We start from the raw sequence: 22,208 nt of genomic DNA on the forward strand, positions 1-22,208 counted from the left end.
GGCCGACTGGGTTCGAGACAACGCGGCCTCGCTGTTCCCGAATCCCCCGCAGGTCACGGCGGGCAACGTTGTCGCGTCAGCGAGTCACTAGGAGCTTCACCCTGAAAAAGCCGGTGATGTGAGGCCGTCTGCGGCCGGTGACAATCGGATCACGGCCCGTTTACCCCCGCACAGAACGTCCAGGGCAAGGCGGCTTCAGCCCAACCGTCTGCAGACACCAACCACGGAACTGCCCCAGAATCTCGTCGCGATAAGCGGCGCTCGAACGTCGCCTATCGCCGGCAGTCGGATGCAGCGTAAGAGCTCCCGGCGCTCGCCCCAGGGTCGTCGTCGGCTGCGCTCAGTCTTCGGTGCCTTGCCGATCGGCAGGATGGCCCCACGAATGGCGGTTGCCCTCTCGCGGCGTCAGGTAGAGCATCGTGACGCCGTGTGGAGCGTTATTGCTGTGCCAACATCCCTGCGGCACGATGAGCAGGTCGCCTGCCCGGAGGCTGCATTCCCGTTCCTGCTCGCCTTCGAGAACCGTCAGGTGCGACTCGCCATCCAGGATGTGCAAGAGCTCGTCCCCAGCGGTGTGCAGCTCCCATGGCGGCTGCCCGATGAAGCTTCCGATCCCGCAGAGGCAATCGTGGAAGCTGAACTGGCCGATCGGGCTGGGAGGCTCCTCGGCGACAGTGGCCAAATCGACCCGAGCCATGTTGCGTACGGCGTTGGGGCTCAAGTCGTGGACGATCACGCCACCCTCCTCTGCTGGGTCGCCACCGGCCCGGGTGCTTATGCCCCGCGGTAGGTGCCGAACGTCCAGACGTTGCCTTCCGGGTCCCGAACTGTGAAATCGCGCGATCCGTAGTCCTCGTCCTTCAGGCCCTGGAGGACCTTGGCCCCATGGGCCGTGGCCCGCTCGAACAGCCCGTCCGGGTCGTCGCAGACGACGTAGACGGAGAGCGGCCCCTTGGGAAGCTGGGCCTGGAGCTCGCCGTCTGCCTCCCGGTCGTCGCCGAGCATGACGCCTCCGCCCAGAGGCCAGCGGAGCTCGGCATGGTGGACGACGCCAGCGTCTTCGACCACGAGGCTCTCCTCGAAGCCGAAGGCGTCAGAGAGGAATTTGATGAGACCCTTGCCGTCCCGGCACCGCAGGGCGGGCCAGATGGTGGGAGCGGGAGCTGTGTTCGTCATGTCCTCAGTCTGCGCCGAGGGCCACAGGTGCGTCTTGTACGGATGGGAGCTCTTCGGCGATCCAGGTGGTCGGGGGGCAGCCGGCGATCTCCCGCCAGTCGCGGGTCATGTGGGCCTGGTCGTAGTAGCCCGCAGCGGCGGCGACACCGGCCAGGCCCTGTCCCTTGGCTGCCTCGATCAGCCGCCGTGAGCGCTCAAAGCGCAGGACGCGAGCGGCCGCCTTGGGCGCCAGGCCCAACTCCCGGGCGAAAAGGTCGTTCAGGTGCCGCCGGCTGTAGCCGACCTCGTCGGCCAGCGCCGCCACTGCGACAGCCCCGTGACTCGCTACCAGCCGCTGCCACGCGTAGCCGACCTCGGGTGGCGGACCGGCCACGTCCCGCAGGCGGTCGATCAGCTGGCCGTCGAGGAGGGCGAACCGTTCGTGCCACCCGGGCGCCGATGCCAGCTGGTCGGCGAGGCCCGACCCCGTCGAGCCGAAGACCTCCTCGAGGTCGACCACGGTGGAGGCCAGTTCACCAGCGGGCATGCCCAGGAGGGCCCGCGACCCGAGAGGTGTGAGGCTGATCGAGATGCCGGATTCGATCCCAGCCTGGCGGATGAGCGCAGGGGTGGCGTGGAGCCCGGCGACGAAGGCCTGGAACTTGGCCGGCGGCTGTCGAGGATCGGGCATGCGGACGGTGTCCACCTGGTCGGCGAGGCTGATGATGAAGGTGACGTAGCGGGAAGGGAGTCCCCGGTGGATCGTCGGCGCGTCCTCGATGCGGTACCCGAGGTAGCCCCCGATGATCGAGCGAAGAGGGGGCGCTGGCGTGCCCTCGACCGACTCGACGACGGGCTCTGGCATTCAAAAACGTTCGGCGGCAGGCGCTCCTACCCCTTCGTCGGGAGGTGCCCGAGAGGACGTGCTGCTCGCTGCTGGAAGACGTTCCAGATCGCCGGTTGCGAGCGCACAGATCAGCTCGTAGCGACTGTCCACGCCGGCCTACGACGCCAGTAGAGACACCGGCGAGTCATGCAAATCGGTGTTCGGCGCTCCCGGCCGACGGCGACCCTGACGATCAATCCGCGACTTTCACCCGTCTTTTTGGTCTCGTTGGCGATTCCGCCGCCTGCGGCGGCGCTCCGCACGGCCGTCTCGAGGCGGCCGCTTGGGTCGAGGGAGTCTGAACGACCCTGCGGCGCTCAGTACGCCCAGAACCAAGGCGGGCATCCACAGTCCCGAAGCCGCGGGATGGGGACTAGCCAGGGCGGACCGTTTCAAGACGGATGAGGGGCTGCTGGACAGCCCGGGTTTATGCCGTACACTTGTCCGTACAGCAGGAGTAGATATGCCGACCAAGGACCATCGACGAGAGCTCCGGCTGTCGTCGACTGACGACGATCTGATCACCGAAGCTGCTGGATTGCTCGGCATGACCGTCTCCGAGTTCCTCCTTGGCCGGGCTGTGGCCGATGCGGAAGCCATCGTCGACGATCACCAGTCGGTGCGGCTGCAGCGAGACTCTTATGACCGCTTCCTGGCCGCTCTCGACGCCCCTCCTAAGCCTGTGAGCAAGCTCGTGGAGCAGATTCGCCAGAGCCGAGCTCTGAAGCACGCTGGTTGATGCGGGTCGAGAGGCTCAACGAAGCTCACGACCTCAGCGGGTTCGCTTGCGGCGTGAAGCCGCTCGACGAGTGGTTGCGGCTCCACGCGTTGGAGAACCAGCGGCGCGATCTCTCTCGCAGCTTCGTGCTCATCGATGATACGGATGTCGTCATCGGTTACTACGCGTTGACCATGGGCGGAGTTGTCAAAGGCGAGCTTCCGCGGCGGCTGTGGCGGGGGTTGCCGGGTTACCAGATCGGCATGGTCCTCCTCGCTCGCCTGGCCGTGGACGCCCGGCGTCAGGGCGAGGGCCTCGGTCGGGACCTCATGATCGATGCCATCGCCCATGCCGCTGCCGCCGGCCAGCACGCCGCCGGCCGGCTCATCGCGGTGGACCCCATCGACGAATCGGCGAGGCGCTTCTACCGTCGCTTCGGCTTCAGGGATATCGAAGGGGACGAGCACGGCCGGATGTTCATCCGCCTGGACGACGCCATAGCATCCTTCCAGGCTGCCAGCGACGAGAGCTCAGGAGGTCGACCTCAATGACCGGAGCACGACGGCAGGTTCGTGCAACTACGGCTGTAAATCCCCTTGGGGATCAAGATACAAACCGCTTAACGCGGCTCCGCATCGTCGATAGACCCGCTAAAGCGGGAAGGTGATCGTGAACGTCAGCGGATACGTACCCGAGTACCCGTAGGTGTTGCATGTGCTGGTCGGAATGCCGGATGCAAATGCTTCGACCGCACCAGATGGGGTGATCGTTGCCGCATAGGCAGGGGTAGGCAGCGCCGGCATAAGGCGCGCCCGCGGCCGTCCAACCCTGCGCCAGCTGGTATGTCTGACTGCCGTTGGTGAGGGTCAGCGTCACGTTGGAGTAGGGAAGATCTTGCACAGGCACTGTCGGGTCTAGGCCAAGCAGGCACGGATGGACGCTGGAGCCGGAGTCGTGATCGGCGCCGCTCGCAGCTCGTCCACAACTGGCCAAAGGCTCCTCAGAGCCCAGCCGAGCGGATGGCCGCTGAACCGGCCCGCCGGCTCTCCACCGGCGGGCCAAGGGCAAAGCCCAGCAGTCCCCTGAGAGGGTCGGTCCGATGAAAGCCCAGTACCGAAAAAGCGGGGGGCCCGCCTGGGTTATAGTGGTCAACCCGGGCCGTCAGGCCCGATGGTACGTACATCGATACGTCCGTGGGAGCCCGAATCGCTGTAGGGGACCCCACGGCACAACTCAGACAGCGCTCCGCCCGGCTCCGCCCAGGCGGAGCGTCCGTGTGCAGGGCGGCCGATTCCGGCCCCCCGGTCACCACCACCGGCTTCGAAAACGAGAGGCAGTTGGCCCGCAGATGGCAACGAAGGCGATCGTCGGCGAGAAGGTCGGCATGACCCAGGTCTGGGACGAGCGCAACCGCGCCGTGCCCGTGACCCTGGTGAAGGTCGCCCCGATGCGTGTCGTGCAGGTCAAGACGCCCGAGAGCGATGGGTATGCCGCGATCCAGGTGACCTATGGCCTGCGGCGGGCCAAGACCCTCAACAAGCCCCAGGCGGGGCACTTCTCGAGCGCCGGCGTGGAGCCCGGCCGCAGGCTGGTCGAGCTGCGCGTCGAGGACTCCAACGCCTACACGGTCGGTCAGGAGCTCGACGCCGGCATCCTCGCCGCCGGCGAGAAGGTCGATGTCACCGCCGTCAGCAAGGGCAAGGGCTTCGCCGGACCGATGGCCCGCCACAACTTCAAGGGCCAGGGGGCGTCCCACGGCAACCACAAGAAGCACCGATCGCCGGGAGCGATCGGTGCCTGCGCGACCCCCGCCCGGGTGTTCAAGGGGACGAAGATGGCTGGCCAGCTCGGGTCCGAGCGGGTCACGACGCTCAACCTCGAGGTCGTCCAGGCCGATGCCGAGCGGGAGCTGGTGATGGTGCGGGGGGCGGTGCCTGGCCCCCGGGGCGGTCTGGTGCTTATCCGCGAGGCCGTGAAGGGTGGCCGGGCGTCCGAGCAGGCGGATCAGGCGTCATGAGCGTCCTCGAGGGCCTCACGGTCCCCAGGCGCACCACCGAGGGCGAGGAAGCCGGCGCCGTCGCGCTCGACCCCACCGTGTTCGGCGTCGTGCCCAACGTGGCGGTGATGCACCAGGTCGTCACGGCCCAGCTGGCGAAGGCCCGGGCGGGCACCCACAGCACGCTGACACGGGCCGAGGCTCGGGGAGGCGGCGGCAAGCCCTACCGCCAGAAGGGCACGGGGCGGGCCCGGCAGGGCTCCACCCGCTCGCCCCAGTGGGTCGGTGGGGGCAAGGCCCTCGGGCCCAAGCCCCGCGATTACAGCCAGCGGACGCCCAAGAAGATGGTGCAGCTGGCCCTCCGGTCGGCCCTGTCGGACCGCGCCGCCCTGGGTCGGGTGGTGGTGGTGCCCGAGTGGCCCTTTGCCACGCCCCGCACCAAGGACGCCGTGGGCGCCCTGGCCGCCCTGGGGCTGGAGGGCAAGGTGCTGGTGGTGCTCGGCCCCGATGACGAAGCGGCGGCGCGCAGCTTCGCCAACCTGTCCCAGGTCCAGCTGGTGCTGTCCTCGGAGCTCAACACCTACGACGTGCTCCGCAACGACTGGGTGGTGTTCACCGATGCCACCCTCCCCGGCTCGGCCACAGCGGTCGAGACTGGCGAGCCGAAGGGCGGCGAGGAAGCGGCACCCACCGCCGACGGCCCTTCTGACGAACAGCCGGCCAACGGTGGTGCCGCTCCCTCTGCGCCCACCAGCGAGACGGCGACGGACGCTGGGGAGTCTGGCGACGGTGGTGAAGAGCGATGAAGGACGTCCGGGACGTGATTCTCAAGCCGGTCGTGTCGGAGAAGTCGTATGCGCTGCTCGATGACAACGTGTACACGTTCGTGGTGCATCCCACCGCCACCAAGGTGGAGATCCGCAAAGCCGTGGAGTCCGTGTTCGGCGTCCGGGTGAACAAGGTCAACACCCTCAACCGCAAGGGCAAGCGCAAGCGCAACCGGCGCAGCGGCGCCTACGGGCAGCGCGTCGACACCAAGCGGGCGATCGTCACGCTGGCCGCCGGCGACAAGATCGACCTGTTCGAGAGCTAGGGACCGACGATGCCCCTCCGCAAGCGCAAGCCCACCAGCCCCGGTCGGCGGTTCCAGACTGTCTCGGACTTCTCCGAGATCACCCGCGACCGCCCGGAGAAGTCGCTGGTCGCGCCCAAGCCGGGGACGGGCGGCCGCAACGCCTACGGTCGCAAGACGGCGCGCCACCGAGGCGGTGGCCACAAGCAGCGCTACCGGGTCGTCGACTTCAAGCGGAACAAGGACCGGGTGCCGGCCAAGGTGGCGGCGATCGAGTACGACCCCAATCGCAACGCCCGCATCGCCCTGCTCCATTACCTCGACGGTGAGAAGCGCTACATCCTGGCGCCGGCCCGGGTCGGGGTCGGCGACATCCTCCAGAGCGGTCAGGGAGCCGAGATTCGCCCCGGCAACGCGCTGCCCCTCCGTTACATACCGGTGGGCTCGGTCGTGCACAACGTCGAGCTCCGGCCAGGGGCGGGCGGCAAGCTCGCCCGAGGGGCGGGGATGAGCGTCCAGCTGGTGGCCAAGGAGGGCTCCTTCGCCACCCTCAGGCTGCCCTCGACCGAGATGCGGCGGGTGCCGATCGACTGTCGCGGGACGCTCGGTCAGGTCGGCAACGTCGAGGCCGAGCTGGTCTCGGTCGGCAAGGCGGGCCGCAACCGGTGGAAGGGCGTCCGGCCCCAGACCCGCGGCGTGGCCATGAACCCGGTGGACCATCCCCTCGGCGGCGGCGAAGGGAAGGCCTCGGGTGGGCGGCACCCCGTGTCGCCGTGGGGCAAGAAGGAGGGCCGTACCCGGGCCCGTCACAAGGAATCCGACAAGTTGATCGTCCGCCGGCGCCGCAAGCGCGGCGCTCGGCGCTGAGGCAGGAGGGCGTCGTGCCTCGCAGCCTGAAGAAGGGTCCGTTCGTGGACGACCACCTGCTCCGCAGGGTCGACGACCTGAACGGGCGTGGAGAGAAGCGCGTCATCAAGACGTGGTCGCGCCGTTCGACGATCATTCCCGACATGGTCGGCCATACCATCGCCGTCCACGACGGACGCAAGCACGTTCCTGTGTACATCACCGAGTCGATGGTTGGTCACAAGCTCGGAGAGTTCGCGCCCACGCGTACGTTCCGGTACCACGCCGGGCAGGAACGGGCGGGGAGGCGCTAGCGATGGCCGCCACCCGGATGGAGGAGCAGCTCGGGACGCGTGCTGTCCTGCGGTACTGCCGCATGTCGGCGTTCAAGGTCCGACCGGTGCTCGACCTCATCCGGGGTCGCGACCTCGAGGACGCCCAGGAGATGCTTCGCTTCGTCGAACGCGAGGCGGCGAGGGTCGTGGCCAAGCTGCTGGCTTCGGCCGTGGCCAACGCCGAGAACAACGACCTCCAGTCGGCCGACGAGCTGTACGTCTCGGCCTGTTTCGCGGACGAGGGCACTACAATGAAGCGCTGGCGACCTCGGGCGCGGGGCCGGGCGACCCGAATCCGCAAGCGCACCTGTCACATCACCATCGTGGTGACCCGGCTGCCCGATGACCGGCTCGCCCGCCGCCAGGCGCGGGATACCGGTGACGCCGCCGGCCGGCGCGCCCGCCGGGTCGCCGGCGCTCGCCGCCAGCGGGTCGCTGCCAGCCAGGCAGTCGAGGCTGGCGCGCTGGAGACCAGTGAGGAAGCTGCACCCGCCGCTGGCCCCGGTTCTGACGAGACGGGAGCCACCGGCGATGCCACTTCCTCCGGCCCTGCCAGCGAGGGCGCCGCTACTGGCGAAGCCGAAGAAGCCGAAACTGGTGAGGAAGCCGCCGACTTGCCCGAAGGGGCAGCCGCCGAGCCCGAAACGACTGACAATGACGCTGACAACGGCGCCGACGACGGCGACGAGAAAGACAAGAGGAAGAAGTAGATGGGCCAGAAGGTCAACCCGTACGGGTTTCGACTGGGGGTCACAACCGACTGGAAGTCGCGGTGGTTCGACGATCGGCACTACCAGGACTCCGTGGTGGAGGACTGGAAGATCCGCAACTATCTGATGACCCAGCTGGAGTCGGCGGCGGTGAGTCGCATCGAGGTCGAGCGCACGCGCGACCGCCTGCGGATCGACCTGCACACGGCGCGGCCCGGCATCGTCATCGGCCGGCGCGGGGCGGAGGCGGATCGCCTGCGCACCGAGCTGGCCAAGATCACCCACAACCCGAAGGTGCAGCTCAACATCCAGGAGATCAAGCAGCCGGAGCTCGACGCGGCGCTGATCGCCCAGGGCATCGCCGACCAGCTGGCCCGCCGCATCAGCTTCCGCCGGGCGATGAAGCGGGCCCTCCAGACGGTGCAGAAGGCGGGCGGCCAGGGGATCCGGGTCCAGTGCACCGGCCGGCTCGGCGGATCGGAGATGGCCCGCAAGGAGCACTACCGCGAGGGCCGCGTGCCGCTGCACACGCTGCGGGCCGACATCGACTACGGCTTCCGGGAGGCAAAGACCACCTTCGGCCGCATTGGCGTCAAGGTCTGGATCTACAAGGGCGACATCCTCCCCTACCGGACCTCCCTCGAGGAGAAGATCAGCCGAGAGGCCGCCATGGCCGTGGGCGAGACCTCGGGCCAGGGGCGTCCTCGCCGGGTCATCTCGGCCGGCGGCGGGCGGCGCCGTCCAGAGCTGGGCGAGCCGGGCGAGCCGGGAGCGGCGCCGGAGGGCGAGGCAGCTGAGACGGCCGAGGCCGCGGCGCCGGCCGAGGCCGAGGCCGCAGCCGGAGGCGAGGCGGAGGTGGAGGTGGCCGAGGACGCGCAGGCCGCACCGAAGCCCGCGGCGACCGAGCCGCCGGTCGACGACGCCCTCGAGCGTCTCCTGGCCGAGGAGGAAGAGATCGAGCGCCGCACGCGCGAGCAGCACCACGAGGCCCCGCACTTCCGTAAGGAGTCGGACTGAGCATGCTCATGCCTCGCAAGGTCAAGCACCGCAAGCAGCAGCGCGGTCGGCTCACCGGGGTTGCCAAGGGCGGCACCGTGGTGCGGTTCGGCGACTACGGCATCCAGGCTCTCGAGCCCGGATGGATCACGGCCCGTCAGATCGAGGCGGCCCGAATCGCCATGACCCGCCACGTCCGCCGCGGTGGAAAGGTGTGGATCCGCATCTTCCCTGACAAGCCCGTGAGCCAGAAGCCCGCCGAGACCCGCATGGGCTCGGGGAAGGGTAACCCCGAGCACTGGGTCGCGGTCGTCAAGCCCGGCCGCATCCTGTTCGAGCTGGCCGGCGTGAACGAGGACCTCGGCAAGGCCGCCATGGAGCGGGCCATCCAGAAGCTCCCCATCAAGGCCCGCTTCGTGCTGCGGTCGGGACTGGACACAAGCGGGGGTGAGCTGTGATGGCCACCGCCACCGAGCTGCGCGAGCTCGACTTCGATGAGCTGGAGTCCCGCCTGTCCGAGGCCAAGCGGGAGCTGTTCAACCTGCGCTTCCAGGTGGTGACCGGGCAGCTGGACAACGTGAGCCGGATTCGCCAGGTGCGACGGGACGTGGCCCGGATCAGGACCATCCTGCGCGAGCAGGAGATCGCCGCCGCCGACGCCATCGAGGCTGCCACCGGCCGGTCCGAGGGCAAGGCCGGCCCGGGAGGCCGGTCCGAGGGCACAGAAGAGGATCGATCATGAGCGAGTCGTCTGCCGCCCCCGCCGCCCGCCCCAATCGACGCAAGACCCGTGAGGGGAGGGTCGTGTCCAACGCAATGGACAAGACCGCGGTCGTGTCCGTCGTGGAGCGGGTGCGCCACCCGAGGTACGCCAAGACCGTCCAGCGGACCAAGCGGCTTTATGCCCACGACCCCGGCAACGACGTGCGAGTCGGTGACCGCGTACGCGTGGCCGAGACGCGGCCGTTCTCCAAGCAGAAGCGGTGGAGGGTGATCGAGGTCATGGAGCGTGCGCGGTGATTCAGCAGGAGTCCCGGCTTCGGGTGGCCGACAACTCGGGGGCAAAAGAGGTCCTCTGCATCAAGGTGCTGGGCGGATCCAAGCGCCGCTACGCCAGCATCGGCGACATGTTCGTCGCCACGGTCAAGGACGCCATACCTGGCGCCGCGGTCAAGAAGGGCGAGGTCGTGAAGTGCGTCGTCGTCCGGACCAAGAAGGAGAAGCGCCGGCCCGACGGCAGCTACATCCGCTTCGACGAGAACGCCGCCGTCCTCGTCAACGAGACCCAGCAGCCCCGGGGGACCCGCATCTTCGGGCCCGTGGGACGCGAGCTTCGGGACAAGCGGTTCATGCGGATCGTCTCGCTCGCTCCGGAGGTGCTCTAGTGCGACTCAAGAAGGGTGACCGGGTCCGGGTCCTCTCCGGCAAGGACCGCGGCAAGGAAGGCGAGATCATGCGGGCCTTCCCGGCCGAGCGCAAGGTCATCGTCGAGGGCGTCAACGTGGTCAAGCGCCACACCCGTCCCACGCGTGCGGCGCGCCAGGCCGGGATCATCGACAAGAACATGCCGATGCCGGTGTCCTCGGTGGCCATCGTCTGCTCGTCGTGCGGCCCGACCCGCGTCGGGTTCCGCTTCGACGACCAGGGCCGCAAGGTGCGGGTGTGTCGCAAGTGCGGGAGTGACCTGTGACCGACCAAGCCACACTGTCCACCCGCGAGCGGCCTCGCCTGCGGCAGCAGTACGGGGCGGAGATCCGGGACCAGCTCAAGGGTTCCCTCGGCCTCGCCAACATCATGGAGGTGCCGAGGCTCTCCAAGATCGTCATCAACGTGGGCGTCGGTCGGGCCACCCAACAAGCCTCGTTGCTCGAGGGCGCGGTGCGCGACCTGACGACGATCACCGGACAGAAGCCGCTCGTGACCAGGGCCCGACGCTCGATTGCCGGCTTCAAGCTGCGGGAGGGCAACGCCATCGGCTGCAAGGTCACCCTTCGGGGCGACCGGATGTGGGAGTTCTTCGACAGGCTGGTCAGCCTCGCCATCCCCAGGGTCCGGGACTTCCGGGGTCTGTCGACCCAGTCCTTCGATGGCCGGGGGAACTACACCTTCGGCGTCACCGAGCAGCTGATCTTCCCCGAGATCGACTACGACAGCATCGACACCACCAGAGGCATGGACATCACCATCGTCACCACCGCCCGTACCGACGCCGAAGGACTCGCCCTGCTGACGGCCTTCGGCTTCCCGTTCAGACGTGAGGGGCAGTAACGAACATCATGGCCAAGAAGGCACTCGTCCAGAAGCAACAGCGCAAGCCCAAGTTCAAGGTCAGGGCCTACACCCGGTGCCGGCGGTGCGGCAGGCCCAAGGCCGTGCTCCGCAAGTTCGGGCTGTGCCGGATCTGTCTTCGGGAGATGGTGCACAACGGCGAGGTGCCCGGCGTGACCAAGGCGAGCTGGTGAGAGGAGGACGGCAACCGTGACCATGGTGGACCCCATCGCCGACATGCTGACCCGGATCCGCAACGCCAACGTGGCGATGCACGACACCGTGGCGATGCCCGGCTCGAAGCTCAAGGAATCGCTCGCGGACATCCTGCAGCGCGAGGGCTACATCGCCGGATACGAGTCAGGCGATCATCCCAGCCGCCCCGGACGGCTGCTCGAGATCAAGATGAAGTACACGCCAGAGCGCGATCGGACCATATCGGGGCTGCGGCGGGTGTCCAAGCCGGGCCTGCGGGTCTACACCCGGGCCGACAAGCTGCCGAGGGTGCTCGGTGGCCTCGGCGTGGCGGTGCTGTCGACCAGCCAGGGCCTGATGACCGATCGGGAGGCGCGCAAGCGCCGGATGGGTGGCGAGGTGCTCTGCTTTGTCTGGTGAGCTGATCCCCATGGCGGCGAAGGGCGCGGGCTGATGTCGAGAGTCGGACGCGCTCCCATTTCCGTCCCGGACGGCGTCGAGGTCGCCGTGAGCGGTCGCCAGGTGAGGGTCACCGGCCCCCAGGGGGTCCTGGCGCGCACCATCCCGGGCGACATCACCCTGCGTCAGGAGAACTCCACGCTGCTCGTCGAGCGCCCGGACGACCAGCGTCACAGCCGGGCCCTGCACGGCCTCACCCGCTCCCTCGTCAACAACATGGTCGCCGGCGTGACGACGGGGTTCACCAAGGACCTCGAGATCGTCGGCGTCGGCTACCGGGCCAATGCTCGCGGATCGGACCAGCTGGAGCTGGCCCTGGGCTTCAGCCATCCGGTGCGCGTGGACGCGCCGGAGGGCATCTCCTTCGAGGTTCCCGCCCCCACCCGTATCACGGTGCGGGGCATCGACAAGGAGCTCGTCGGCCAGGTAGCGGCCACCATCCGCATGATCCGCAAGCCGGAGCCCTACAAGGGCAAGGGCGTTCGGTACCGCGGCGAACGGGTGGTCCGCAAGGCCGGGAAGGCGGCGAAGTGATGGACGGCACCACGCACCGCGAAGACCTGCGAACGCGCCGCCACCGCCGGGTGCGCAAGAAGGTGCGGGGCACACCCGAGCGGCCCCGGCTGGCCGTGTTCCGTTCGAACCGGCACATCTCCGCCCAGGTCATCGACGATCTCAACGGCCGGACGCTGGCCGCGGCCTCGACGCTCGAGGCCGAGCTGCGCGGCCAGCCCACGGCCAAGGTGACTGCCGCCACCGCGGTGGGCCAGTTGCTCGGGAGCAGGGCCCGTGCGGCCGGCGTGACCCGTGTGGTCTTCGACCGGGGCGGATTCCTGTACCACGGACGGGTGGCCGCCGTCGCCGACGCCGCCCGCCAAACCGGATTGGAGTTCTGACGACGATGCCCGACTCACAGTACGAAGAGCGCACCATAAAGGTGAACCGGGTGGCCAAGGTGGTGAAGGGAGGACGCCGCTTCTCCTTCACCGCCCTCATGGTCATCGGCGACGGCAACGGCAAGGTGGGCCTCGGGTACGGGAAGGCCAAGGAGGCCGGCCTGGCCGTCCAGAAGGGCATCGACGAGGCCAAGAAGAACCTCTTCGACGTGGCCCTGGCCGGGTCCACCATCACCCATCCCACCATCGGCGAGAGCGGGGCCGGGCGGGTCCTCCTCAAGCCGGCTGCACCAGGGACCGGCGTCATCGCAGGGGGAGCAGCCCGGGCCATCCTCGAGATGGCGGGCATCCACGACATCCTGGCCAAGTCGCTGGGCTCGTCGAACGGGATCAACGTGGCCCACGCCACCATCGCCGGGCTGAAGTCACTGAAGCGACCCGACGAGGTGGCCCGGTTGCGGGGCCTGTCGCCCGAGGAGATCAGCCCCGCCGGCATGCTCAAGGCCTACCAGGACCGCCAGCGCGGCGGTCATGTGCCCACCGAGGTGGCCTAGGCCATGGCTCCCGAGAAGCGGGCCTCCCGAGGGCGCGCCGAGCCTGCGGCTCCGACGCACCTGGTCGTCACCCAGGTGCGGTCGGCCATCGGGACCAAGCCCAAGCACCGCGGCACCCTGCGGGCCCTCGGCCTGCGCCGCATCGGGCACCACTCGGTGCTGCCCGACCGCCCCGAGATCCGGGGGATGATCGCCCGCGTGCCCCATCTGGTGTCGGTGGCCCCGGCCGACGCCGCGACCGGTCGCGGGGCCGACGGCGACCAGGGTGAAGGAGCCACGTCATGAAGCTGCACGATCTCAAGCCGGCGCCGGGGGCCACCCGCCCCCGCCGGCGGGTCGGCCGGGGTATCGCCGGCAAGGGGGGCAAGACCGCTGGACGGGGCATGAAGGGCCAGCGGGCCCGGGACACGGTGAAGCCCGGCTTCGAGGGTGGTCAGCTGCCCCTCACCCAGCGGATCCCCAAGCTCAAGGGGTTCAAGAACCCGTTCCGGGTCGAGTACAACGTGGTCAACCTCACGGTCCTGGATGCCATCGAAGGTGACGAGGTGACCCCTGAGGTCCTCCGCGCCGCCGGACTGGTCCACAAGCGGGGGCTGGTGAAGATCCTGGGTGGCGGCGAGATCCACCGGTCCCTGCGCGTCGAGGCGCACGCCTTTTCGGGCCCGGCCGAGGCAGCCATCACCGCGGCAGGCGGTACGGTGAGGGTCATTCCACCGCCCTTCGGCGGCGGCCGCCCGCCGGCAAAGGGCAACGCCCTGACCAACCGCTGAGCAGTTCGCAGGACGAGGAGCCGACATGCTCTCCAGCCTCAAGAACATGTTCAAGGTCGTCGACCTGCGGAACAAGATCCTTTTCACCCTGCTCATCATCTCGCTGTACCAGTTCGGGGCGAACGTGCCGGTGCCGGGCATCAGCTTCAGCGCCGTCCAGCAGCTGGAGCAGCAGGCCAAGGCGGGCGGCATCCTCGGCTTCCTCAACCTCTTCTCCGGGGGTGCCCTGACCCGGTTCGCCGTGTTCGGGCTGGGGATCATGCCCTACATCACCAGCTCGATCATCATCCAGCTGCTGGTGACCGTGATCCCCAAGCTGGAGGAGTGGCGGGACCAGGGGGCGGTCGGCCAGCGCAAGCTGACCCAGGTGACCCGCTACCTGACCGTGGCCCTGGCGCTCATGCAGTCCACCGGGCTGGCCTTCGTGTTCCACGGCGGCGGCGGGGGTCTGCTCGGCAACGGCCAGAACATCGACCTCATACCGAAGTTCACCGTCCCCCGGGTGCTGTTCATCGTCGTCACGCTCACGGCGGGCACAGCCTTCGTCATGTGGCTGGCCGAGCTCATCACCCAGCGAGGGATCGGCCAGGGCATGTCGATTCTCATCTTCGCCAACGTGGTCGCCAGCATCCCCTCGGGTGGGTCGGTGATCCTGGCCGAGGGGGGGCGGTTCAAGTTCGGCATCATCCTGGCCATCACCCTCGTGCTGCTGGTATCCATCGTCTTCGTCGAGCAGGGCCAGCGCCGCATTCCCGTCACCTTCGCCAAACGTGTCACCGGGCGACGCATGTACGGGGGCCAGAGCACCTACATCCCGCTCAAGGTCAACCAAGCGGGGGTCATACCGATCATCTTCGCCAGCTCGGTGCTGTACTTCCCCGTCCTGCTGTCGAACGTGGTGCCCTGGACGTCGGTGCGCAACTTCATCAACAACCACCTCGTGCAGCCGACGAGCTATTACTACATCGGCATCTACGGGGTGCTCATCATCCTGTTCACCTACTTCTACGTCACGATCACCTTCGATCCGCATCAGCAGGCCGACGTCATCCGGAAGCAGGGTGGTTACATCCCCGGCATCCGGCCCGGGTACCCGACCGAGCGGTACCTCGCCGGCATCCTCAACCGCATCACCCTGCCCGGCTCCATGTTCCTCGCCTCCGTGGCCCTGGTGCCGTCGATCGCGCTGGCGGTCTGGGGCATCACGAAGTACCCGTTCGCGGGAACGACCCTGCTCATCGCCGTGGGCGTGGCCCTGGAGACGATGAAACAGATCGACAGCCAGCTCATGATGCGCAACTACGAGGGCTTCCTCAAATAGTGGCGAGCGTCCTTGACCGGGAGCTCAGGTGGTACCAGGCGCCCGGCTGATCATTCTCGGCAAGCAGGGGGCGGGGAAGGGGACACAATGCGTGCGGCTGTCGCGCCATTACGTCGTGCCCCACATCTCCACCGGTGACATGTTCCGGGCGGCAGTGAAGTCGCGCTCAGACCTGGGCGAGAAGGCGAAGGAGTTCATGGATGCAGGCGAGCTGGTCCCCGACGAGGTCGTGATGGGGTTGGTGGCCGAGCGCCTCGGTCTCGACGACACCAAGGCCCGGGGCTTCGTGCTCGACGGCTTCCCGCGGACGGTGCATCAGGCCAAGGGTCTGGCCGAGCTGCTGACGCCCGACGAGATCGACCTCGTGGTCAACCTCGAGGTCCCGACCGAGGTCGTGTTGCGCCGCCTGGCGAGCCGCCGGGTGTGCATCGACTGCGGGGCCAACTACAGCGTCGACAGCCCGCCCAGGCTGAACTGGACCTGTGACATCTGCGGGGGCGAGGTCGTCCAGCGCGAGGACGACACCGAAGGGGCCATCCGCCGCCGCCTCGACCTCTACCAGCGCGAGACCCGGCCCCTGGTCGACTGGTACGCCGAGCGCGACCTGCTCGCCGAGGTGGACGGCGTGGGCGATCCCGACGAGGTCACCGGCGACCTCGTGCGGTCGGTCGACCAGCGGCGGGAGCAGGGCATGGGGCGACGCGTATGAGGCCGCGGGAGCGTTCGAGATGAGGCCGCGGGAGCGTTCGGGATGAGACGCAGCGCCGAGGAGATCGCCAAGATGCGCCTGGCGGGCCGGATCGTGGCCGAGATGCACGACCGGACGCGGGCCGCAGCCCGGCCGGGTGCGACCACGGCCGACCTGGACGCGGTGGCCGTCGAGGTCCTGGAGCGCCGGGGGGCGCGCTCGAACTTCCTCAACTACCACGGCTTCCCGGCCGTGATCTGCACCTCGCCGAACGACATGATCGTCCACGGCATCCCCGGCGACTACCGGCTGGCCGAAGGCGACATCCTGTCGATCGACTGCGGGGCCATCGTGGAGGGCTACCACGCTGACGCCGCCTTCACCATGGGCATCGGAGGCGTCACGCCCGAGGACGAGGCCCTCATGGAAGTCACCGAGCAGAGCCTGCGGGCCGGGATCGACCAGATGAAGGACGGCAACCGTCTCAACGACATCGGCAGGGCCGTGCAGGCGGTGGTGGAGAAGGCGGGGTTCTCGGTCGTGCGGGAATACGTCGGGCACGCCATCGGCACGGCCATGCACGAGGAGCCCCAGGTCCCCAACTACTGGCCGGGGAGCCCGGGACCGAAGCTGAAGGTGGGTAACGTCTTCGCTGTCGAGCCCATGGTCAACGCCGGCAGCGCCGGCACCAGGCTCCTCGGCGACGGCTGGAGCGTCGTGACCGCCGACGGCCGTCGCTCGGCCCATTTCGAGCACTCCATCGCCATCACCGACGACGGTCCGGAGGTGCTCACCGTACCCTGACATGCTAAAATGTCAGATTGGCCGGGGCCGGAGCTTCCTGGCCGGATGCTCCGGGGGTGGGCGACCAGCCTCGGGGCCCGTGCCCCCTCGTCCGACCAGCCATCGTCCAACGTTCGGCCGCTTGCCGGCCGGCCCTTCCCAAGCAGCACCTGACCATTGCCGCATCCGTAGGAGGATCATCTGCCCAAGCCCAAAGAGGACGCGATCGTGCTCGAAGGGACGGTTGTCGAGCCGCTTCCCAACGCTATGTTCCGAGTCGAGTTGGAGAATGGGCACAAGGTGCTCGCCCACAGCTCGGGAAAGATGCGAATGCATCGCATCCGCATCCTGCCCGGAGACCGTGTCCAGGTGGAGATCACGCCCTACGATCTGTCGAGGGGCAGGATCACCTATCGCTACAAGTGAGCAGGAAATGAAGGTACGACCCAGCGTCAAACCAATCTGTGAGAAGTGCAAGGTGATCCGCCGCCACCGGCGGGTGATGGTCATCTGCACCAATCCCCGTCACAAGCAGAGGCAGGGCTAGCGATGGCGCGCATTTCCGGAGTCGACATCCCGAGGGAGAAGCGGCTCGAGGTGTCCCTCACCTACATCTACGGCGTGGGCCGTACCGCCGCCCACCAGGTCTGTGACGCCACCGGGATCGACAGCGACACCCGGGTGCGGGACCTCACCGACGAAGAGGTGGGTCGCCTGCGGTCCTGGATGGACGCCAACCTGAAGGTCGAGGGCGACCTGCGCCGGGACGTCGCCCAGGACATCAAGCGCAAGATGGAGATCGGCTCCTACCAGGGAGTCCGTCACCGGCGCGGCCTTCCCGTCAACGGCCAGCGCACCCACACCAACGCCCGCACCCGCAAGGGGCCCAAGAAGACCGTCGCCGGCAAGAAGAAGGTTCGCAAGCACTGATGCCCAAGCCCAAGCCAGGAGGACGGCGGCCCCGCCGCCGAGAGCGCAAGAACGTCGCCTACGGCGTCGCCCACATCAAGAGCTCGTTCAACAACACGATCGTGTCGATCACCGACCCCGAGGGCAACGTCCTGGCCTGGGCGTCGGCGGGCAACGTGGGTTTCAAGGGCTCCCGCAAATCGACTCCCTTCGCCGCCCAGCTGGCCGCCGAGGCCTGCGCCCGTCGGGCCATGGAGCACGGCGTGCGCAAGGTCGACGTGCTGGTGAAGGGCCCAGGGTCGGGGCGGGAGACCGCCATCCGATCCCTGACCAACACCGGCATCGAGGTGGCCGGCATCAAGGACGTCACCCCGATACCGCACAACGGTTGCCGGCCCAAGAAGCGGCGGCGGGTATGACCCGCGCCGCGGGTCGATAGGCCGCGAGACAGGACGAGGAGGAGAGCACCCCACCCCATGGCCCGATACACCGGCCCCGTCTGCCGCCTGTGCCGCCGGGAGAAGATGAAGCTGTTCCTGAAGGGACCGAAGTGCGACTCGATGAAGTGCCCGATCGAGCGCCGTCCCTATCCGCCCGGCGAGCACGGGCGCGACCGCGTCCGCCAGGGCTCGGAGTACCTGGCCCAGTTGCGGGAGAAGCAGAAGGCCCGCCGCATCTACGGCGTCCTGGAGAAGCAGTTCGTGAACCTCTACGAGCAGGCCACCCACCAGTCGGGGATCGCCGGCGAGAACCTCCTGCGCATGCTCGAGCAGCGCCTCGACAACGTGGCCTACCGTGCCGGCTGGGGTGCCAGCCGTTCCCAGGCCCGCCAGCTCGTCCGCCACGGGCACGTGCAGGTCAACGGCAAGCGGGTCAACATCCCGAGCTACCAGGTGCGCCAGGGTGACGTCGTGGCCCTGGCCGAGCGCTCCCGCCAGCTCATCATCATCCGTCACAACGTCGACACCCTGGACCGCCAGGTCCCGCCCTGGCTGGAGGCCGAGGACGGGGGCCTCCGGGTCACCGTGCGGAGCCTGCCCCTCAGGGAGCACATCGACGTGCCCGTGCGAGAGCAGCTCATCATCGAGCTGTACTCCAAGTAGCAGCACCAGCGTCAAGGAGTCATCGTCGCCATGCTCATCATCCAACGCCCGACCGTGGAGCCGCTCGACGAGGAGGAGAACGGCCACCAGCGCTTTGCCATTGGACCCCTGGAGCCAGGGTTCGGCCACACCATGGGCAACACGCTGCGGCGGACCCTGCTCTCCTCGATCCCAGGAGCGGCTGTCACCCAGGTCCGCTTCGACGACGCCCTCCACGAGTTCACCACCCTCCCGGGCGTGAAGGAGGACGTCACCGACATCATCCTCAACCTGAAGGACATCGTCCTCCGGGTCGAGTCCGACGAGCCCGTCACCCTTCGCCTGGACGTCCGCGGGCCGGCCGGCGTCACCGCCGGAGACCTGCAGGCTCCGGCCGACGTCGAGGTGCTGAATCCCGAGCTGACCCTGGCGACGCTGGATCCGAAGGGCCGGCTGGCCATGGACGTGACGGTCGAGCGGGGCCGGGGCTACGTCTCGGCCGAGCTCAACAAGCGCACCTCGACCATCGGCGTCATCCCCGTGGACTCGATCTTCTCACCCGTTCGCAGGGTCGCCTTCACGATCGAGCCCACCCGGGTGGAGCAGTCGACCAACTTCGACCTGCTCGTCCTCGACGTCGAGACCGACGGCTCGATCTCGCCTCGGGACGCCCTGGCCTCGGCGGGCGAGACCCTGCGGTCCCTGGTGGGCCTGGTGGCGGACATGAGCGACCATCCCCAGGGTCTCGAGCTGGGCGACGTCAGCACCATGACCAGCGGCTCCCCCGACCTCGACCTTCCCATCGAGGACCTCGACCTCTCCGAGCGGCCCCGCAACTGTCTCAAGCGGGCCCAGGTGAACAGCATCGGCGAGCTGGTCGAGCGCACCAACGACGACCTGCTCGCCATCACCAACTTCGGGCAGAAGTCCCTCGACGAGGTCATCCAACGCCTCGACGAGCGGGGGCTGTCGCTGCGCACCAAGGAGGACTGAGGTGCAGGGCACACCGACCAAGGGTCGCCGCCTCGGCGGCGGCGCCGCCCACCAGAAGGCCATGCTCGGCAACCTGGTGGCGTCGCTTGTGGCTGCGGAGGCTCTGGTGACCACCGAGGCCAAGGCCAAGGCCATGCGGCCAGTCGTCGAGAAGGTGATCACCAAGGCCCGCAAGGGCGGCGTCCACAATCAGCGCCAGGTCGTGGGGCTGATCAGGGACAAGGACATGGCCAGCAAGCTGTTCGAGGACATCGGGCCCCGGTACACCGACCGGCCGGGGGGCTATACCCGCATCCTCAAGCTCGGTCCGCGTCATGGGGACAATGCCCCCATGGCCCGTATCGAGCTCGTTTGACGCTCTTCGGCCCCGACGAGCCGGCCCGGGACGCCGGCCCAGGAGCCAGGCGCACCGCGATCGCACCGGAACAGGGGCCGTCCGCCGACCAGCCCATCCGGGTTCGCCTCACCGTCGCCTACGACGGGACCGGGTTCCACGGCTTTGCCGCCCAGCCCGGCCAGACCACGGTGGGCGGGACGCTGAGCGAGGCCATCGAGAAGGTGGTCGGCCACGAGGTGCACCTGACCTGCGCGGGACGGACCGACACCGGGGTCCACGCCTGGGGCCAGGTGATCCACGCCGACCTCGCTCCCGTGAGGCGACGGCTCGATCTCGACGCGCTGGTCCGCTCGTGTAACGCCATGCTGTCGCCTGCGATCGTCGTGCGCGAGGCCCGGATCGCCGCGCCCGGCTTCGACGCCCGCCACTCGGCCGTCTCGCGCCGCTACCGCTACAGCGTGCTCAACGTGCCGACCCCCGATCCCTTCCTCGCCGCCACGGCCTGGCACGTCGAGGACCCGCTCGACCTGCGGGCCATGGAGCAGGCGACCGATCCGCTGCTCGGCGAGCACGACTTCTCGACCTTCTGCCGTCGCCCTCCGGACGGCGGATCGCTCGTTCGTCGCGTCCACGACGCCTGCTGGACCCGGGGACACGGCGGTCTGGGCGAGGGCGATCTGCTGCAGTTCGAGATCGAAGCTGCCGCTTTCTGTCACCAGATGGTCCGCTCGGTGGTTGGCACCCTGGTCGAGGTGGGACGGGGTCGGAAGCGGGCTGGCGATCTGGGCTGGATACTCCGATCCCGCGATCGCGCCCTCGCCGCCTCGCCCGCGCCCCCGCACGGGCTGTGCCTGTGGGCTGTCGGCTACCCGGATGACGGCCGGGCATCCTGATCGGCCACCCGGGCCACATCGGCCGGCTCGGCGGCCAGCGCCACGTTGAATCCTTGGTCCTGCAGGGTGCTCACCACCTCGTGGCGATGGGAGGGGTCGCGGGTCTCCACCGTCAGGAGGACCTCGACCTCGTCCACGCCCAGCTCGAGGCCGGCCCGATGGTGCTCGACCGACAGCACGTTGAGTCGCATCTTGGCCACGGCGTCGGTGAGGGCGGCCAGCTCGCCGGGGCGGTCGCTGAGGACGATCCGCAGGAGCAGGTATCGGCCGGCGGCGGACAGGCCGCGCTCGATGAGCTTGGTGAGCACGAGGGGATCGACGTTGCCGCCCGAGAGCACCGCCAGCGCCGGACCGGTACCCGGCACCCGACCGGCCAGGATGGCGGCCAGCGCCACCGCCCCGGCCGGCTCGACGACCACCTTGGCCCGCTCCACCAGCAGGAGGAGGGCGCGGCTTATCTCCTCCTCGGTCACGGTGACCACCTCGTCCACGTACGCCTGCGTGTGGGCGAGCGTCAGATCGGACACGCAGCGCACGGCGATGCCGTCGGCCATCGTGGCCACGCTGTCGAGTGTCACGCACCGTCCGGCGTCGAGCGATGCCCGCATGGCCGCCGCCCCCGCGGCCTCGACACCGACGACCTTCACCTGGCCGCGGGTGTGGGCCAGTGCGGTCGCCACCCCGGCGACCAGGCCGCCGCCTCCGACGGGCACGACCACGACCGTGGCCTGGGGCGCCTGCTCGGCCAGCTCGAGACCGACGGTGCCCTGACCGGCCACGACGAGGGGATCGTCGAAGGGCGGCACCAGCACGGCGCCCGTCCGGTCGGCGTGCTCCCGGGCGGCGGCCATGGCGTCGTCCACGACAGCACCGTCGAGGAGCACCGTCGCCCCGTAGGACCTCGTCGCCTCGACCTTGGGCAGCGCCGCGTTGGCGGGCATGAAGATGGTGGCGGGGATGCCCGACAGGCGGGCGGCGAGGGCGACGCCCTGGGCGTGGTTGCCGGCCGAGGCGGCCACGACCTCGGGCTTTGGACCCTCGGCCTCCTCCAGGCGGGCCACGAAGTTGCGGGCTCCGCGGATCTTGAACGATCCGGTCCGCTGGAGCTGCTCACCCTTCAGCAGGACCTCGCGGCCCGCCAGCTCCGAGAGCGAGTGGGTGCGGGTCACCGGCGTCACCCGGACGACCGGCGAGACGGTTGCTCTGGCGTCCTCGATGTCGCGCAGGTCGATCACGCCAGCGTGAGCCTACTGTGGCGGCCCCGTTTGCCGGCAGGGGGGCGGCGACCCTAATCTGGTTCGTCGGCCCGGCGCTCGAAGGACGCGGTCCGCGTCTCCCGAATTGCC

General features: G+C 68.8%; 34 protein-coding genes and 3 pseudogenes. 33 read left to right on the forward strand and 4 right to left on the reverse strand.

Translation table 11 applies throughout. The annotated features are described in order from the left end of the window. Positions 1-340: 340 nt before the first annotated feature. The 3 genes from VGF64_05690 to VGF64_05700 are packed head-to-tail and all read right to left on the reverse strand — an operon-like array spanning position 341 to position 2,020. A complete protein-coding gene (locus VGF64_05690; GenBank protein HEY1634231.1) occupies positions 341-736 on the reverse strand; it encodes a cupin domain-containing protein in 396 nt (131 codons plus the stop codon). Between the two features lie 38 nt (positions 737-774). Next, entirely contained in the window at positions 775-1,176 is a 402-nt protein-coding gene (locus VGF64_05695; GenBank protein HEY1634232.1) for a VOC family protein, read from the reverse strand. A gap of 4 nt (positions 1,177-1,180) precedes the next feature. Next, on the reverse strand, positions 1,181-2,020 hold the full coding sequence (locus VGF64_05700) for a helix-turn-helix domain-containing protein (protein ID HEY1634233.1): 840 nt from the start codon (positions 2,018-2,020) through the stop codon (positions 1,181-1,183). A 484-nt stretch (positions 2,021-2,504) separates the two neighbouring features. Between VGF64_05700 and VGF64_05705 the strand changes: the two genes are divergently transcribed. The 33 genes and pseudogenes from VGF64_05705 to truA all read left to right on the forward strand — a co-directional run bounded on the left by VGF64_05705 (position 2,505) and on the right by truA (position 20,862). Continuing rightward, entirely contained in the window at positions 2,505-2,780 is a 276-nt protein-coding gene (locus VGF64_05705; GenBank protein ID HEY1634234.1) for a DUF1778 domain-containing protein, read from the forward strand. Beyond that, positions 2,780-3,310: a GNAT family N-acetyltransferase gene (locus VGF64_05710; GenBank protein ID HEY1634235.1), complete on the forward strand. Its 531-nt coding sequence runs from the start codon at positions 2,780-2,782 to the stop codon at positions 3,308-3,310. Before VGF64_05705 ends, VGF64_05710 begins: the two co-directional genes overlap by 1 nt. A gap of 797 nt (positions 3,311-4,107) precedes the next feature. After that, positions 4,108-4,776, forward strand: coding sequence for a 50S ribosomal protein L3 (gene rplC / locus VGF64_05715; GenBank protein ID HEY1634236.1), 669 nt, complete (start codon positions 4,108-4,110; stop codon positions 4,774-4,776). After that, positions 4,773-5,561 carry a 50S ribosomal protein L4 gene (gene rplD / locus VGF64_05720; GenBank protein ID HEY1634237.1) on the forward strand — a complete coding sequence of 263 codons (789 nt, stop codon included), beginning with the start codon at positions 4,773-4,775 and terminating at the stop codon, positions 5,559-5,561. The genes rplC and rplD overlap by 4 nt, the downstream gene beginning before the upstream one ends. Next, complete coding sequence (gene rplW / locus VGF64_05725; protein HEY1634238.1) at positions 5,558-5,848, forward strand: 50S ribosomal protein L23; 291 nt, start codon at positions 5,558-5,560, stop codon at positions 5,846-5,848. Before rplD ends, rplW begins: the two co-directional genes overlap by 4 nt. 9 nt (positions 5,849-5,857) lie before the next feature. Beyond that, positions 5,858-6,694: a 50S ribosomal protein L2 gene (gene rplB, locus VGF64_05730; protein ID HEY1634239.1), complete on the forward strand. Its 837-nt coding sequence runs from the start codon at positions 5,858-5,860 to the stop codon at positions 6,692-6,694. A 14-nt stretch (positions 6,695-6,708) separates the two neighbouring features. Continuing rightward, positions 6,709-6,987, forward strand: a complete 279-nt coding sequence (gene rpsS, locus VGF64_05735) for a 30S ribosomal protein S19 (protein HEY1634240.1) — start codon at positions 6,709-6,711, stop codon at positions 6,985-6,987. 17 nt (positions 6,988-7,004) lie between these two features. After that, positions 7,005-7,340: pseudogene (gene rplV / locus VGF64_05740) on the forward strand (50S ribosomal protein L22). A gap of 378 nt (positions 7,341-7,718) precedes the next feature. Beyond that, positions 7,719-8,363 (forward strand): annotated as a pseudogene (rpsC, locus tag VGF64_05745) (30S ribosomal protein S3). A gap of 374 nt (positions 8,364-8,737) precedes the next feature. Further along, positions 8,738-9,172 (forward strand): 50S ribosomal protein L16, encoded by a 435-nt coding sequence (gene rplP / locus VGF64_05750; GenBank protein HEY1634241.1) that lies wholly within the window; start codon positions 8,738-8,740, stop codon positions 9,170-9,172. Next, on the forward strand, positions 9,172-9,456 hold the full coding sequence (gene rpmC / locus VGF64_05755; GenBank protein HEY1634242.1) for a 50S ribosomal protein L29: 285 nt from the start codon (positions 9,172-9,174) through the stop codon (positions 9,454-9,456). The genes rplP and rpmC overlap by 1 nt, the downstream gene beginning before the upstream one ends. Next, positions 9,453-9,734, forward strand: coding sequence for a 30S ribosomal protein S17 (rpsQ, locus tag VGF64_05760; GenBank protein HEY1634243.1), 282 nt, complete (start codon positions 9,453-9,455; stop codon positions 9,732-9,734). The genes rpmC and rpsQ overlap by 4 nt, the downstream gene beginning before the upstream one ends. After that, positions 9,731-10,099, forward strand: a complete 369-nt coding sequence (rplN, locus tag VGF64_05765; GenBank protein HEY1634244.1) for a 50S ribosomal protein L14 — start codon at positions 9,731-9,733, stop codon at positions 10,097-10,099. The genes rpsQ and rplN overlap by 4 nt, the downstream gene beginning before the upstream one ends. After that, the gene (gene rplX, locus VGF64_05770; GenBank protein ID HEY1634245.1) at positions 10,099-10,404 is read left to right on the forward strand and encodes a 50S ribosomal protein L24; all 306 of its coding nucleotides are present in this window, start codon (positions 10,099-10,101) and stop codon (positions 10,402-10,404) included. Before rplN ends, rplX begins: the two co-directional genes overlap by 1 nt. A 38-nt stretch (positions 10,405-10,442) precedes the next feature. After that, complete coding sequence (rplE, locus tag VGF64_05775) at positions 10,443-10,982, forward strand: 50S ribosomal protein L5 (GenBank protein ID HEY1634246.1); 540 nt, start codon at positions 10,443-10,445, stop codon at positions 10,980-10,982. 8 nt (positions 10,983-10,990) lie between these two features. Then, positions 10,991-11,176 carry a type Z 30S ribosomal protein S14 gene (locus VGF64_05780; protein HEY1634247.1) on the forward strand — a complete coding sequence of 62 codons (186 nt, stop codon included), beginning with the start codon at positions 10,991-10,993 and terminating at the stop codon, positions 11,174-11,176. 16 nt (positions 11,177-11,192) lie between these two features. Beyond that, on the forward strand, positions 11,193-11,597 hold the full coding sequence (gene rpsH / locus VGF64_05785) for a 30S ribosomal protein S8 (protein ID HEY1634248.1): 405 nt from the start codon (positions 11,193-11,195) through the stop codon (positions 11,595-11,597). Between the two features lie 33 nt (positions 11,598-11,630). Then, on the forward strand, positions 11,631-12,170 hold the full coding sequence (gene rplF, locus VGF64_05790; GenBank protein ID HEY1634249.1) for a 50S ribosomal protein L6: 540 nt from the start codon (positions 11,631-11,633) through the stop codon (positions 12,168-12,170). Then, positions 12,170-12,532 (forward strand): 50S ribosomal protein L18, encoded by a 363-nt coding sequence (gene rplR / locus VGF64_05795; GenBank protein HEY1634250.1) that lies wholly within the window; start codon positions 12,170-12,172, stop codon positions 12,530-12,532. The genes rplF and rplR overlap by 1 nt, the downstream gene beginning before the upstream one ends. A 5-nt stretch (positions 12,533-12,537) precedes the next feature. After that, complete coding sequence (gene rpsE, locus VGF64_05800; GenBank protein HEY1634251.1) at positions 12,538-13,086, forward strand: 30S ribosomal protein S5; 549 nt, start codon at positions 12,538-12,540, stop codon at positions 13,084-13,086. Between the two features lie 3 nt (positions 13,087-13,089). Next, a pseudogene (gene rpmD / locus VGF64_05805) lies at positions 13,090-13,305 on the forward strand (50S ribosomal protein L30). 62 nt (positions 13,306-13,367) lie between these two features. Next, the gene (rplO, locus tag VGF64_05810; protein HEY1634252.1) at positions 13,368-13,856 is read left to right on the forward strand and encodes a 50S ribosomal protein L15; all 489 of its coding nucleotides are present in this window, start codon (positions 13,368-13,370) and stop codon (positions 13,854-13,856) included. Between the two features lie 25 nt (positions 13,857-13,881). After that, complete coding sequence (gene secY / locus VGF64_05815; GenBank protein HEY1634253.1) at positions 13,882-15,177, forward strand: preprotein translocase subunit SecY; 1,296 nt, start codon at positions 13,882-13,884, stop codon at positions 15,175-15,177. A gap of 28 nt (positions 15,178-15,205) precedes the next feature. Beyond that, positions 15,206-15,886, forward strand: a complete 681-nt coding sequence (locus VGF64_05820; GenBank protein ID HEY1634254.1) for an adenylate kinase — start codon at positions 15,206-15,208, stop codon at positions 15,884-15,886. Positions 15,887-15,928: 42 nt separating this feature from the next. Further along, positions 15,929-16,669 carry a type I methionyl aminopeptidase gene (gene map / locus VGF64_05825; protein ID HEY1634255.1) on the forward strand — a complete coding sequence of 247 codons (741 nt, stop codon included), beginning with the start codon at positions 15,929-15,931 and terminating at the stop codon, positions 16,667-16,669. 180 nt (positions 16,670-16,849) lie between these two features. Then, the gene (gene infA / locus VGF64_05830; protein ID HEY1634256.1) at positions 16,850-17,074 is read left to right on the forward strand and encodes a translation initiation factor IF-1; all 225 of its coding nucleotides are present in this window, start codon (positions 16,850-16,852) and stop codon (positions 17,072-17,074) included. A gap of 7 nt (positions 17,075-17,081) precedes the next feature. Beyond that, positions 17,082-17,195, forward strand: a complete 114-nt coding sequence (gene rpmJ, locus VGF64_05835; GenBank protein HEY1634257.1) for a 50S ribosomal protein L36 — start codon at positions 17,082-17,084, stop codon at positions 17,193-17,195. 2 nt (positions 17,196-17,197) lie between these two features. After that, entirely contained in the window at positions 17,198-17,578 is a 381-nt protein-coding gene (gene rpsM / locus VGF64_05840) for a 30S ribosomal protein S13 (protein HEY1634258.1), read from the forward strand. Continuing rightward, on the forward strand, positions 17,578-17,976 hold the full coding sequence (gene rpsK / locus VGF64_05845) for a 30S ribosomal protein S11 (GenBank protein ID HEY1634259.1): 399 nt from the start codon (positions 17,578-17,580) through the stop codon (positions 17,974-17,976). The genes rpsM and rpsK overlap by 1 nt, the downstream gene beginning before the upstream one ends. 57 nt (positions 17,977-18,033) lie before the next feature. Further along, entirely contained in the window at positions 18,034-18,660 is a 627-nt protein-coding gene (gene rpsD / locus VGF64_05850) for a 30S ribosomal protein S4 (GenBank protein ID HEY1634260.1), read from the forward strand. A 30-nt stretch (positions 18,661-18,690) separates the two neighbouring features. Next, positions 18,691-19,632: a DNA-directed RNA polymerase subunit alpha gene (locus VGF64_05855; GenBank protein ID HEY1634261.1), complete on the forward strand. Its 942-nt coding sequence runs from the start codon at positions 18,691-18,693 to the stop codon at positions 19,630-19,632. A 61-nt stretch (positions 19,633-19,693) separates the two neighbouring features. Then, entirely contained in the window at positions 19,694-19,987 is a 294-nt protein-coding gene (rplQ, locus tag VGF64_05860) for a 50S ribosomal protein L17 (protein ID HEY1634262.1), read from the forward strand. Next, entirely contained in the window at positions 19,984-20,862 is an 879-nt protein-coding gene (gene truA / locus VGF64_05865; protein HEY1634263.1) for a tRNA pseudouridine(38-40) synthase TruA, read from the forward strand. The genes rplQ and truA overlap by 4 nt, the downstream gene beginning before the upstream one ends. On the opposite strand, the gene ilvA is transcribed toward truA, so the two are convergent. Continuing rightward, positions 20,835-22,097, reverse strand: a complete 1,263-nt coding sequence (gene ilvA / locus VGF64_05870; protein HEY1634264.1) for a threonine ammonia-lyase — start codon at positions 22,095-22,097, stop codon at positions 20,835-20,837. The genes truA and ilvA overlap by 28 nt on opposite strands. Positions 22,098-22,208: the final 111 nt, after the last annotated feature.

The organism is Acidimicrobiales bacterium (assembly GCA_036491125.1).
GTDB lineage: Bacteria > Actinomycetota > Acidimicrobiia > Acidimicrobiales > AC-9 > AC-9.

What these genes read in the sequence shown, in the direction of transcription:
- VGF64_05695 (HEY1634232.1), bottom strand. Translation starts at nt 1,176, where the DNA reads ATGACGAACACAGCTCCCGCTCCCACCATCTGGCCCGCCCTGCGGTGC.
- VGF64_05700 (HEY1634233.1), bottom strand. Translation starts at nt 2,020, where the DNA reads ATGCCAGAGCCCGTCGTCGAGTCGGTCGAGGGCACGCCAGCGCCCCCT.
- VGF64_05705 (HEY1634234.1), top strand. Translation starts at nt 2,505, where the DNA reads ATGCCGACCAAGGACCATCGACGAGAGCTCCGGCTGTCGTCGACTGAC.
- VGF64_05710 (HEY1634235.1), top strand. Translation starts at nt 2,780, where the DNA reads ATGCGGGTCGAGAGGCTCAACGAAGCTCACGACCTCAGCGGGTTCGCT.
- rplC (HEY1634236.1), top strand. Translation starts at nt 4,108, where the DNA reads ATGGCAACGAAGGCGATCGTCGGCGAGAAGGTCGGCATGACCCAGGTC.
- rplD (HEY1634237.1), top strand. Translation starts at nt 4,773, where the DNA reads ATGAGCGTCCTCGAGGGCCTCACGGTCCCCAGGCGCACCACCGAGGGC.
- rplW (HEY1634238.1), top strand. Translation starts at nt 5,558, where the DNA reads ATGAAGGACGTCCGGGACGTGATTCTCAAGCCGGTCGTGTCGGAGAAG.
- rplB (HEY1634239.1), top strand. Translation starts at nt 5,858, where the DNA reads ATGCCCCTCCGCAAGCGCAAGCCCACCAGCCCCGGTCGGCGGTTCCAG.
- rplP (HEY1634241.1), top strand. Translation starts at nt 8,738, where the DNA reads ATGCTCATGCCTCGCAAGGTCAAGCACCGCAAGCAGCAGCGCGGTCGG.
- rpmC (HEY1634242.1), top strand. Translation starts at nt 9,172, where the DNA reads ATGGCCACCGCCACCGAGCTGCGCGAGCTCGACTTCGATGAGCTGGAG.
- rpsQ (HEY1634243.1), top strand. Translation starts at nt 9,453, where the DNA reads ATGAGCGAGTCGTCTGCCGCCCCCGCCGCCCGCCCCAATCGACGCAAG.
- VGF64_05780 (HEY1634247.1), top strand. Translation starts at nt 10,991, where the DNA reads ATGGCCAAGAAGGCACTCGTCCAGAAGCAACAGCGCAAGCCCAAGTTC.
- rplF (HEY1634249.1), top strand. Translation starts at nt 11,631, where the DNA reads ATGTCGAGAGTCGGACGCGCTCCCATTTCCGTCCCGGACGGCGTCGAG.
- rplR (HEY1634250.1), top strand. Translation starts at nt 12,170, where the DNA reads ATGGACGGCACCACGCACCGCGAAGACCTGCGAACGCGCCGCCACCGC.
- rpsE (HEY1634251.1), top strand. Translation starts at nt 12,538, where the DNA reads ATGCCCGACTCACAGTACGAAGAGCGCACCATAAAGGTGAACCGGGTG.
- rplO (HEY1634252.1), top strand. Translation starts at nt 13,368, where the DNA reads ATGAAGCTGCACGATCTCAAGCCGGCGCCGGGGGCCACCCGCCCCCGC.
- secY (HEY1634253.1), top strand. Translation starts at nt 13,882, where the DNA reads ATGCTCTCCAGCCTCAAGAACATGTTCAAGGTCGTCGACCTGCGGAAC.
- map (HEY1634255.1), top strand. Translation starts at nt 15,929, where the DNA reads ATGAGACGCAGCGCCGAGGAGATCGCCAAGATGCGCCTGGCGGGCCGG.
- rpmJ (HEY1634257.1), top strand. Translation starts at nt 17,082, where the DNA reads ATGAAGGTACGACCCAGCGTCAAACCAATCTGTGAGAAGTGCAAGGTG.
- rpsM (HEY1634258.1), top strand. Translation starts at nt 17,198, where the DNA reads ATGGCGCGCATTTCCGGAGTCGACATCCCGAGGGAGAAGCGGCTCGAG.
- rpsK (HEY1634259.1), top strand. Translation starts at nt 17,578, where the DNA reads ATGCCCAAGCCCAAGCCAGGAGGACGGCGGCCCCGCCGCCGAGAGCGC.
- rpsD (HEY1634260.1), top strand. Translation starts at nt 18,034, where the DNA reads ATGGCCCGATACACCGGCCCCGTCTGCCGCCTGTGCCGCCGGGAGAAG.
- VGF64_05855 (HEY1634261.1), top strand. Translation starts at nt 18,691, where the DNA reads ATGCTCATCATCCAACGCCCGACCGTGGAGCCGCTCGACGAGGAGGAG.
- rplQ (HEY1634262.1), top strand. Translation starts at nt 19,694, where the DNA reads ATGCTCGGCAACCTGGTGGCGTCGCTTGTGGCTGCGGAGGCTCTGGTG.